This window comes from Cellulomonas citrea, from assembly GCF_009829685.1.
Lineage (GTDB): Bacteria > Actinomycetota > Actinomycetes > Actinomycetales > Cellulomonadaceae > Cellulomonas > Cellulomonas citrea.
This window is the reverse complement of sequence record NZ_VWSD01000109.1, coordinates 1-10,090: the sequence shown is the minus strand read 5'-3', so window position 1 is coordinate 10,090 and position 10,090 is coordinate 1. Positions and strand designations below refer to the sequence as shown.

Sequence of the window (10,090 nt, the reverse complement as noted above, 5' to 3'; positions counted from 1 at the left end):
GTCAGCGTCCGGGTGGGGCGCCCGTGCCGCCGCCGGCGCCGTTCCGGCCGACCCCGCCCGAGCAGTCCTGAGGCGGGGTGCGGGTCGCGGGGTCGCCGCGACCCGCACCTGCGACCTCGACATTTGGTGAGTGAGCACTCACTCACTTAGGCTGGGTGCATGCTTCCCGCCCCCGACGCCGCCGCGCGCACCGGACGTGCGGCGCCGCTGCCACCTGACGAGCGTCGTACCGCCATCCTGGCGGCGGTCCAGGAGGTCATCCTCGAACGCGGCACCGCCGTGACCACCCGCGACCTCGCCGCAGCCGCGGGGGTGGCGGAGGGGACGCTGTTCCGGGTCTTCGAGGACAAGACGACCCTCGTGCGCGAGGCCGTGACCTCCGCCATCGACCCGAGCCACATGCTCGACGCGATGCGTGCGATCGACCCGGACGAGCCGCTGGACGAACGCGTCACGCAGGTCATGCAGGTCGGTCGCCAGCGGGTCGAACGGACCGTGGCCTGGATGTCCCTGCTGCACCAGCTCGGACGTCCCGAGCACGGCGGCGACCACCACGGCAAGCCGTCCGCCTGGCAGGAGAAGCGGCGCACCGTCGCCGCAGCCATCCGCGCCGAGCTGGCCGGGTTGCTCGCCCCCGACGCTGACCGGCTGCGGATCGGGCCGGAGGAGGCCGCCGAGCTGCTCGAGACCGTCCTCGTCGGCTCGGCCGTGCGTGCGGTCGAGCTGGCCCGTTCCGGTGAGCAGCGGTCGGCCATCGACCCACGGGCCCTGGCCCGCTTCTTCTTGTCCGGGGTCCTCGACCCGGACCTTCCCCCACCTGCCGACCTCGTCCCGGAGGGATCCACCTCATGCTGATGCGACTGCTGCGGGAGCACCTGCGGCCTTACCGTGGCGCCGTCGCGGCCCTGCTGGTGTTCCAGCTGGTCCAGACGATCGCCACGTTGTACCTGCCCAACCTCAACGCCCGGATCATCGACAAGGGCGTGACCGCCGGCAACACCACCGTCATCTGGCAGACCGGCGGCTGGATGCTCGCGGTCAGCCTCGGCCAGGTGGTCGCCGCCGTCATCGCCACCTACTTCGGTGCGCGGACCGCCATGCGGTTCGGCCGCGACCTGCGTCGTCGGCTGTTCGGCCACGTCCAGGAGTTCTCGGCCCAGGAGGTCGCGAAGTTCGGCGCCCCGACGCTCATCACCCGCACCACCAACGACGTCCAGCAGGTCCAGATGGTCGTGTTCATGACGGCCGTGTTCGCTGTCATGGCGCCGATCATGCTCATCGGCGGCGCCGTCATGGCCATGCGGGAGGACCTCAAGCTGTCCGGGGTGCTCGTCGTGGTGATCCCGGTGCTCGGCCTGGTCGTCGGGCTCATCGTGTCCCGGATGGTGCCGTACTTCCGGCAGATGCAGGCCCGGATCGACAAGGTGAACGGGGTGCTGCGCGAGCAGATCGCCGGGATGCGCGTCGTGCGGGCGTTCGTGCGCGAGCGCCGCGAGTCGGAGCGCTTCGGCGCCGCCAACAACGACCTGTACGCCGCCTCGTTGGCGACCGGCCGGCTGATGGCGCTCATGTTCCCCGCGCTCATGCTCGTGATGAACCTCACGACCGTGGCCATCATGTGGTTCGGCGGGCACCGGATCGACGTCGGCGGGATGCAGGTCGGCCAGCTCACCGCGTTCATCACCTACGCCATGTACATCCTCATGGCCGTGATGATGTCCTCGATGATGTTCGTCATGGTCCCGCGGGCCATGGTCTCCGCGGGCCGGATCGGCGAGGTGCTCGACACCAGCACGAGCGTGCTGCCGCCCGCGCACCCCGTCCGGCTGCCGGCCGGTGCGAACGGGCACCTGCAGCTGCAGGGCGTCTCCTTCTCCTACCCCGGCGCCGAGGACCCCGTCCTGCGTCACGTCGACCTGGAGGCGCTGCCGGGGCGCACCACGGCGATCATCGGCGCCACCGGCTCGGGTAAGACGACGCTGCTCAGCCTCATCCCGCGGCTGTTCGACGCCACCGCCGGTGCGGTGCTGCTCGACGGGGTCGACGTGCGCGAGCTGGACCCCGAGCAGCTGTGGAACCGGATCGGCCTCGTGCCGCAGAAGCCCTACCTGTTCTCCGGGACCGTGCGGTCCAACCTGCAGTACGGCAAGGAGGACGCCACCGACGAGGAGCTGTGGCACGCGCTGGAGATCGCGCAGGCCAAGGACTTCGTCGAGGCGCTCGACGAGGGCCTCGACGCACCGGTCGCGCAGGGCGGCACCAACGTGTCCGGCGGTCAGCGCCAGCGGCTCGCGATCGCGCGTGCTCTGGTCCGCAGACCCCTGCTCTACCTGTTCGACGACTCGTTCTCGGCGCTCGACTACGCCACCGACGCCCGGCTGCGCGCGGCGCTGGCACCCGAGACCGCCGACGCCACGGTGCTCATCGTGGCCCAGCGGGTCGCCACCATCCGGTACGCCGACCACATCGTCGTGCTGGACGACGGGCAGGTGGTCGCCCAGGGCACGCACACCGAGCTGATGGCCAGCTCGCAGACCTACCAGGAGATCGTCTACTCCCAGCTGAGCGCGTCGGAGGCCCAGGCATGAGCACGCAGGACAAGGCCCCCGCGCGTCCGGCGGCCCGCGGACCCATGGGCCACGGCCCGATGGGCGGCATGGGCATGCCGGCCGCCAAGTCGATGGACTTCAAGGGCTCGGGGATGCGTCTGCTGCGCACCCTGGCCCCCGAACGGGTGCGGCTGAGCGCGATCGCCGTGCTGTCGGTCATCTCGGTGAGCGCGGCCGTCGTGGCCCCCAAGCTCATCGGCAACGCGACCAACGTCATCTTCGAGGGCGTGGTCGGCGCCATGCTCGGGGCGCGTGGCGTCCCGGCCGGCACCCCGGTCGCCCAGGTCATCGCCGGGCTGCGGGCGCAGGGCCAGGGCTCGGTCGCCGACATGCTCGCGGCGATGAACAACGTCGTGGTCGGGAAGGGCATCGACTTCCACCGGCTCGGCTCGGTGCTGCTGGTGGTGGTCGCGGTCTACGCCGCGTCGTTCCTCGCCGGCTGGTTCGCGGGGCGGCTGACCGCGACCGTCGTGCAGAACACCGCGCGCACGCTGCGCAACGACGTCGAGGCCAAGCTGTCCCGGCTGCCGCTGCGGTACGTCGACGGGAACTCGCGCGGTGACCTGCTCTCGCGCGTCACCAACGACATCGACAACATCGCCCAGTCCATGCAGCAGACGTTGTCCCAGCTCATCACCTCGGTGCTCACCGTCGTGGGCGTGCTGGCCATGATGTTCTGGATCTCGCCCGTGCTGGCCCTCGTCGCGCTCGTCACGGTGCCGCTGTCGGCGGTCGTCGCCATGATGATCGGCAAGCGGTCGCAGCCGGAGTTCGTCCGGCAGTGGAAGCACACCGGTGAGGTCAACGGCCACATCGAGGAGATGTTCACCGGCCACGCGCTCGTCACGGTGTTCAACCGGCAGGCGGACGCCCAGCGGGTGTTCGACGAGCGCAACGAGGCGATGTACGACGCCAGCTTCAAGGCGATGTTCATCTCGGGCGTCATGCAGCCGGCGATGGGGTTCATCGCGAACCTCAACTACCTCATCGTCGCGGTGTTCGGCGGGCTCAAGGTGGCCTCCGGCACGATGACGCTCGGTGACGTCCAGGCGTTCATCCAGTACTCGCGCCAGTTCACCCAGCCCATCACCCAGATCGCCTCGATGGCCAACCTGCTGCAGTCCGGGGTGGCCTCGGCCGAGCGGGTGTTCGAGCTGCTCGACGCCGAGGAGCAGGGCGCCGACCCGGAGCCGGCCGCCGCGCTCGTGACCCCGGTGCGCGGGCGGGTGGCGTTCGAGGACGTGTCGTTCCGCTACGAGGCGGAGACCCCCCTCATCGACGACCTCGACCTGGTGGCCGAACCGGGGCAGACCATCGCGATCGTCGGGCCGACAGGGGCGGGCAAGACCACGCTGGTCAACCTGCTCATGCGGTTCTACGAGGTGGACTCCGGGTCGATCACGCTGGACGGTGTCGACACCCGGTCGCTCACCCGTGACGACCTGCGCTCGCAGATCGGCATGGTGCTGCAGGACACCTGGCTGTACTCGGGCACCATCGCGGACAACATCGCCTACGGCGTCGACGGGGCGACCCGCGAGCAGGTGGTCGAGGCGGCGAAGGCCACCCACGTCGACCGGTTCGTGCGCACCCTGCCGGACGGCTACGACACGGTGATCGACGACGAGGGCGGCACGGTCTCGGCGGGGGAGAAGCAGCTGCTCACCATCGCCCGGGCCTTCCTGGCCGACCGCGCGATCCTGGTGCTCGACGAGGCGACGTCCTCGGTCGACACCCGGACCGAGGTGCTCGTGCAGAACGCGATGAACGCCCTGCGCAAGGGGCGTACCTCGTTCGTCATCGCGCACCGGCTGTCGACCATCCGGGACGCCGACGTGATCCTCGTGATGGAGCACGGGCAGATCGTCGAGCAGGGCTCGCACGAGGACCTGCTCGCGGCCGACGGGGCGTACTCGCGGCTGTACCAGAGCCAGTTCGCCGCGGCGGCTGCGGAGGTCGACTGACCGCTGCGACGGGCGCGTCGCAGCGGGACGAATCGATTCGATGCTGGCACTCGAGGGGCCGTAGGCTTCTCGGGTGCCAGCATCCTCCACGCCCCCGGCAGCTCCCCGGGTGCGCCGTGACTCCTACACCCTCGGTCTCTACACGGTCTTCATCGCGTGGGGCTGGCTGCTCTACTCGTTCAACCCGAGCGTGTCGCTGCTCGCGGAGGAGCAGCACGTGTCCGGCGCCCTCGCCGGGCTGCACGGCACCGCGATGGCCGCCGGCTCGCTGCTCGCCGGCTGGGTGGCCCCCAGGCTGGTGGCCCGCACCGGGCGCCCCCGGGCCCTCGTGTGCGAGGCGCTGCTCATGCTCGTCGGGGTCGTCGCGCTGCTGCTCGGCCCGGGCATCGTCTGGACGCTGAGCGCCATGCTCGTGCTCTCCGTCGGCGGGGTCGCGATGATGTCGACCGCCACCGTCGGGCTCGCCCGGCACCAGCCGCTCGCCGCCTCCGCCGTGCTGTCCGAGGCGAACGGGGTCGGCTCCGGCATCGGGCTGCTGGCCCCGCTCGCGGTGGGGGTGGTCGTCGGCCTCGGCTGGGGCTGGCGGCCGGCCGTCGTCGTGGTCGTGCTCATCCTGCTCGGCGTCGCGGCCATCGCCTGGCGCACCCGGGACGGGGAGGAGAACGCCGCCCCGATCGTCGCCTCGCGCGACAAGCTGCCCATGTCCACCGGGATCTGGTTCCTCGTCGCGCTCGTCGCCGGCATCTCGCTCGAGTTCGCCACCACCTTCTGGTCGACCGCCCTGGTGCGCGAGCAGACCGGCGCCTCGGCCGGGATCGCCACGGCCACCACGGCCGGTCTGCTGCTCGGGATGACCGCCGCCCGCCTGGTGCTGGGCCCGATCGCACCGCGGCTCGGACCGGCCCGCATGCTCGCGATCGCGTTCGTCGTCGCGGTGGCCGGTTGGGCCGTGCTCTGGACGGCGACCGTCACCGCCGTCGCCGTCGCGGGGCTCGTCGTGCTCGGCGCCGGGATCGGGCTGACCGCACCGCTGTCGCAGTCCATGGTGCTGGCCGCCGCCGGCGACCACCAGGACAAGGCCCAGGGGCGCTCGTCGGTCGCCTCGGGGCTCGCCATCGGCATCGCGCCGTTCGTGCTCGGCGCCCTCGCCGACCAGGTCGGCACGCACGGTGCGTTCGTGCTGGTCCCCGTGCTCGGGGTGCTCGGTGTCGTGGCCTCGATGACCGGCGGCGCCGTGAGCGCGCGGCGGGCCGTCGCCGCCGCCGTCGACTGACCGACCCAGCGCTGCTGGCAGGATCGAGACCGTGGCCCGGTTCGAACGTGTGACGATCACCGACCCCGACGACCCGCGGCTCGTCGACTACGTCGGGCTCACCGACGTCGCGCTGCGCACGAGGGTCGAACCCGCCGGGGGGCTCTACATCGCCGAGAGCTCGACGGTGCTGGGCCGCGCCCTGGCTGCCGGCCACCGGCCCCGGTCCGTGCTGTGCGCTCCGCGCTGGCTGGCCGACGTCGAGGCGATGCTCGACGCGGCGCCGGTGCCGCCGGGTGCCGACGACGGGCCGGTGCCGGTCTACGTCGCGCAGGAGCCCGTGCTCGAGGCGATCACCGGCTTCCACGTGCACCGCGGGGCGCTCGCCTCGATGCACCGGCCGACCCCGCTGCCGCTGGACGAGGTGCTCGCCGGTGCGCGGCGCATCGCGGTGCTCGACGGGCTGGTCGACCACACGAACGTCGGGGCCGCGCTGCGGGCGTGCGCCGCGTTCGGGATGGACGGGGTGCTCATCACCCCCACCTGCGCCGACCCGCTGTACCGGCGCTCCGTGCGGGTCTCCATGGGCACCGTGTTCCAGGTGCCCTGGACGCGGGTCGACCCGTGGCCGGCGAGCGTGGAGCTGCTGCGCGCGCAGGGTTTCGTCACCGCGGCGCTCGCCCTGTCGGACGACTCGATCACGCTCGACGCGCTGGTCGCCGACCTGCCGGACCGGCTCGCGCTCGTCCTCGGGTCGGAGGGGCCGGGGCTCTCGCCCGCCACCCTCGCGGCCGCCGACCTCGTCGTGCGCATCCCGATGGCCGGTGACGTGGACTCGCTCAACGTGGCCTCGGCCGCCGCCGTGGCGTTCTGGGCCACCCGCTGAGCTCGGTCAGCCCAGACCCAGGCCCTCGACCACCTGCACCCCGGGCGCGGCGGCCAGCAGGGACCCCGGCAGCCCGATCTTGGACCGGCGCAGACCGGAGCCGATGACGACGAGGGCGTCGTCGTCCACCCGGGAGTCGACCAGCACGCGGAACCGGGGCGGCAGGCCGAGCGGGGTGATGCCGCCGTACTCCATCCCGGACTCGGCGACCGCGCGGTCGGTGGCCAGGAACGAGGCCTTGCGCACGTCGAGCAGCCGCTTCACCGTGGCGTTGACGTCGGCCCTCGTGGTGGCGCGCACCGCGGCCGCGGCCAGCCGCTCCTCGCCGTCGCGCCGGCCGGCGACCAGGACGCAGTTGACGCTCGCGCTCGGGTCCAGGGCGAACGCCTGCGTGAGCGTGGCGGTGTCGGCCAGCTCGGGGTCGATCGGGGCGACGAGCACCCGGGCCGCGACCTCGGGCGTCGTGGCCGCCCAGGCCGACAGCGCCGCGGCGGTGCCGGGTGCGAGCAGGTCGGGCCGGTCGAGCGCCGGACCCCAGTCCAGCCCGCTCACCGGGAGTAGGTGCCCACGAGCACGGCCCGGGCGATCGTGTGGAACACCAGGGCGCTGTTCGCCGCACCGGGCGAGGTGTCCGGCTCCAGGCCGAGGGCCGGCACGTCGAGGGCGTGCACGACGAAGAAGTAGCGGTGCACCTGGTCCCCGGGCGGCGGGGCGGCGCCGACGTAGCCCGGGATGCCGTCGTCCCCGGCGAGGCTGAGCGCCGGGCTGGGCAGCGGCTGACCGGCCGCACCGGCACCCGCCGCCAGCCCGGTCACGGACACCGGCAGGTCGACGACGGTCCAGTGCCACCAGCCCGACGGCCCCGGGGCGTCGGGGTCGAAGCACGTGACGGCGAACGAGCGGGTCTGCTCCGGGAAGCCGGACCACACCAGGTGCGGGGACAGGTTGCGGCCGCGCGGGGTGTTGGTGGTCTCGTCCGGCAGCCGGTCGCCGTCGGTGAACGTGTCCGAACGGATCTCGAAGGCCGGGACGACCGGCAGCAGCGTGTACGGATCGGGTGCCTGGGGGCGGTCCAGCGATGTCACGTGAGTCTCCTCGGCGGGGCCTGGGCGGGGGTGCCCCCATCATCTCGCGTACGGGGCGGTGCGGGGTGTGGGACGCCGCGTGGGGCGGGTGGCGGACGACGACGGGCGGGGGAGCGCTGTCGGCCCATACTGCTAGCATCGAACGCATGTTCGAACATCGGTGAACGCGGTGCGGACCGGTGTCGTCGACGTGAACGCAGGGCCCCACGGCGGGGGTGCAGGTCTCGGTGGGTCGGAGGAGGTGCGATGACGGTGACGGCCGAGACCCGGGCGGACAGGGCCCGCGCTGCGCTCGCCCTGGCCGAGGAACGGACCGGTGCCCGGCGGGTCGCCCTCGCGGCGGCGGAGCCCGTCGAGCAGTCCGGGGTACGCGCGGTCAGCCTGCTCACCCAGGAACGTCCGCCGATGGCGGTACCGCCCGGGCTGGCACCGCTGCTCCCGGAGGGGCTGCGTCGGGGGGCGGTGACCGCGGTGCTCGGCTCGTCCGCCCTGCTGCTCGCGATGGTCGCGCACGCCTGTGCGGACGGTGCCTGGGCCGTGGCCGTCGGTCACCCCGGGCTGGGCGTGCTGGCGGCCGCGCGCAGCGGTGTGCCGCTCGACCGGTTCGCCCTCGTGCCACGACCAGGTGCGCAGGCGGCGACCGTGCTCGCAGCGCTCGTCGACGGGTTCGGCCTCGTCGTCGTCGGGCCGGAGGTCGCCCTGCCCGCGGCCGATGTGCGCCGCCTGGTCGCCCGGGTCCGCGAACGCGGTGCCGCGGTGCTCACCACCTCGGTCTGGTCCGGGGGGCAGGCGGTCCTGGAGGTGACCGGTGCCCGCTGGGTCGGTCTGCAGGAGGGGTCCGGTCTGCAGGCGGGGGCCGGGCGGCTGCGCTCCGCACGGCTGCACGTCGTCCGCCGGGACCGGGTGCGGGCGCCCGCGCTCGACCTGCGGCTGCCGGTGCCGCCACCGACGAGCGGGCCCGCGCCGCTGGTGCCGACCCCTGGCCTGAGGCTGGTCGGATGAACGGCTCCGTGCGGACCACCGCCGTCTGGGTGCCGGACTGGCCGGTCGTGGCAGCCATGGCCGTGGCCGGGGTACCTGCGCACAGCCCGGCCGCGGTGCACGACGGACGTCGCGTCGTGGCCACGTCCGCCACCGCCCGGGCCGAGGGCGTGCGCCGTGGCATGCGGCGGCGCGCCGCCCAGGGCTGCTGCCCCCAGCTCGTGCTGCTGCCCGCGGACGAAGGACGGGACCAGGTCGCGTTCGAACCTGTGGCTGCCGCGACCGAGCAGGTCGTCGCCGGGGTCGAGGTGGTCCGCCCCGGGCTCCTGCTGCTGCCGGCCGGCGGGGCCAGTCGCTACCACGGGTCGGAGGAGGCGCTCGCGATCGCGCTGGTCGAGGCTGTGGGGGAGCGCACCGGCCACGAGTGCGGGGTCGGCACCGCCGACGGTCTGCTGGCCGCTGTGCTGGCCGCCCGTACCGGTGCGGTCGTCGAGGCCGGTGCCTCGGCGCAGTTCCTGCGCGCGTACGGCATCGGTGAGCTGGTGCACGCCGCGACCGGGGACGCCCAGGCCCGTGAGGTGGCCGAGCTGGTCGACCTGCTGCACCGGCTCGGGCTGCGCACCCTCGGGGCGTTCGCGGCGCTGCCGGCCCCCGACGTGCACGCCAGGTTCGGCCGCACCGGGACCTGGGCGCACACCTTGGCCCTCGGTCTGGCGGCCCGGCCGCCCGCACGGCGACGGCCCGAACCCGACCTGGAGGTGGAGGCCGAGCTCGACCCACCGGCCGACCGGGTGGACAGCGCCGCCTTCGTCGGACGCGCCCTGGCCGAACGGCTGCACACGATGCTCGCCGAGCGCCGGCTGACCTGCGGACGGCTGCAGATCGCGGCCCGGACCGACAACGGCACCGCACTGGTGCGGGTCTGGCGCACCGACTCCGGGGGCTGGGGCGCGCTCACCCCGGCCCGGGTCACCGACCGGGTGCGCTGGCAGCTCGAGGGCTGGCTCACGGCCCAGGCCCGGCTCACCTCGCCCGAGGACGAACAGCCTCCCGTCGCGCTCGTCCGCCTCACGCTCACCGCCCTGGACGTCGGGCCGGCCGGGGTCGAGCAGGGGAGGTTGTGGGGAGCCGCGTCCGGGGCGGACGTCCGGGCGGCCCGGGCTCTCGAGCGGGTGCAAGGGCTGCTCGGCGCCGACGAGGTTCTCGTCGCCGCGGTCCAGGGCGGGCGCGACGTGCGCGAGCAGGTGCAGGTCCACCCCTGGGGCCAGCAGGTGCCGCCCGAGCGGCGGCTCGACCTGCCCTGGCCGGGCCGG

General features: G+C 73.6%; 9 protein-coding genes. 7 read left to right on the top strand and 2 right to left on the bottom strand.

Annotated elements, in window-relative coordinates; all coding sequences use genetic code 11:
* Window positions 1-159 precede the first annotated feature (159 nt).
* The 5 genes from F2B26_RS11735 to F2B26_RS11715 all read left to right on the top strand — a co-directional run bounded on the left by F2B26_RS11735 (window position 160) and on the right by F2B26_RS11715 (window position 6,711).
* A complete protein-coding gene (locus F2B26_RS11735; protein ID WP_159809573.1) occupies window positions 160-855 on the top strand; it encodes a TetR/AcrR family transcriptional regulator in 696 nt (231 codons plus the stop codon).
* Window positions 849-2,588 carry an ABC transporter ATP-binding protein gene (locus F2B26_RS11730; protein ID WP_159809571.1) on the top strand — a complete coding sequence of 580 codons (1,740 nt, stop codon included), beginning with the start codon at window positions 849-851 and terminating at the stop codon, window positions 2,586-2,588. Before F2B26_RS11735 ends, F2B26_RS11730 begins: the two co-directional genes overlap by 7 nt.
* A complete protein-coding gene (locus tag F2B26_RS11725) occupies window positions 2,585-4,573 on the top strand; it encodes an ABC transporter ATP-binding protein (RefSeq protein ID WP_159809569.1) in 1,989 nt (662 codons plus the stop codon). The genes F2B26_RS11730 and F2B26_RS11725 overlap by 4 nt, the downstream gene beginning before the upstream one ends.
* A 73-nt stretch (window positions 4,574-4,646) precedes the next feature.
* Window positions 4,647-5,846: an MFS transporter gene (locus F2B26_RS11720; protein WP_235929634.1), complete on the top strand. Its 1,200-nt coding sequence runs from the start codon at window positions 4,647-4,649 to the stop codon at window positions 5,844-5,846.
* Between the two features lie 31 nt (window positions 5,847-5,877).
* On the top strand, window positions 5,878-6,711 hold the full coding sequence (locus F2B26_RS11715) for a TrmH family RNA methyltransferase (RefSeq protein WP_159809567.1): 834 nt from the start codon (window positions 5,878-5,880) through the stop codon (window positions 6,709-6,711).
* A gap of 6 nt (window positions 6,712-6,717) precedes the next feature.
* Here the strand turns inward: F2B26_RS11715 and F2B26_RS11710 are convergent, their stop codons facing one another.
* Together F2B26_RS11710 and F2B26_RS11705 are read right to left on the bottom strand one after the other, a co-directional pair.
* Window positions 6,718-7,263, bottom strand: a complete 546-nt coding sequence (locus F2B26_RS11710; protein ID WP_159809565.1) for a YbaK/EbsC family protein — start codon at window positions 7,261-7,263, stop codon at window positions 6,718-6,720.
* Entirely contained in the window at window positions 7,260-7,796 is a 537-nt protein-coding gene (locus tag F2B26_RS11705) for a YbhB/YbcL family Raf kinase inhibitor-like protein (protein WP_159809563.1), read from the bottom strand. Before F2B26_RS11705 ends, F2B26_RS11710 begins: the two co-directional genes overlap by 4 nt.
* A gap of 246 nt (window positions 7,797-8,042) precedes the next feature.
* On the opposite strand from F2B26_RS11705, the gene imuA' reads away from it, so the two are divergent.
* Both imuA' and F2B26_RS11695 read left to right on the top strand, forming a co-directional pair.
* A complete protein-coding gene (gene imuA', locus F2B26_RS11700) occupies window positions 8,043-8,798 on the top strand; it encodes a DnaE2-dependent mutagenesis accessory factor ImuA' (protein WP_159809561.1) in 756 nt (251 codons plus the stop codon).
* Window positions 8,795-10,090 (top strand): DNA polymerase Y family protein (locus tag F2B26_RS11695; protein WP_159809559.1); only part of this gene is annotated, 1,296 nt, incomplete at its 3' end. The genes imuA' and F2B26_RS11695, both read left to right, overlap by 4 nt.